The organism is Streptomyces sp. SID14478 (assembly GCF_010548525.1).
GTDB lineage: Bacteria > Actinomycetota > Actinomycetes > Streptomycetales > Streptomycetaceae > Streptomyces.
Window position 1 is genome coordinate 1 of sequence record NZ_JAAGMG010000826.1, and the last position, 301, is coordinate 301.

Annotated in this window: 1 pseudogene; it reads left to right on the forward strand. The window is 76.1% G+C overall.

Going from position 1 to position 301, the window contains the following annotated elements:
* A pseudogene (locus G3I40_RS26790) lies at window positions 1–301 on the forward strand (heavy metal translocating P-type ATPase); the annotation flags it as partial.

Sequence of the window (301 nt, forward strand, 5' to 3'; positions counted from 1 at the left end):
CTCGTCGTCGAGGCCACCCGGGTCGGCGCCGACACCCGGCTCGCCCGGATGGCCCGGCTCGTCGAGGACGCGCAGACCGGCAAGGCCCGGGTGCAGCGTCTTGCCGACCGGATCTCGGCCGTCTTCGTCCCCGTGGTCGTCGCGATCGCGCTGGGCACGCTCGTCGTACGCCTCCTCGTCACCGGCGACCCGACCGCCGCGTTCAGCGCGGCCGTCGCCGTGCTGATCATCGCCTGCCCGTGCGCCCTCGGCCTCGCCACCCCGACCGCCCTCATGGTCGGCACCGGACGCGGCGCCCAGC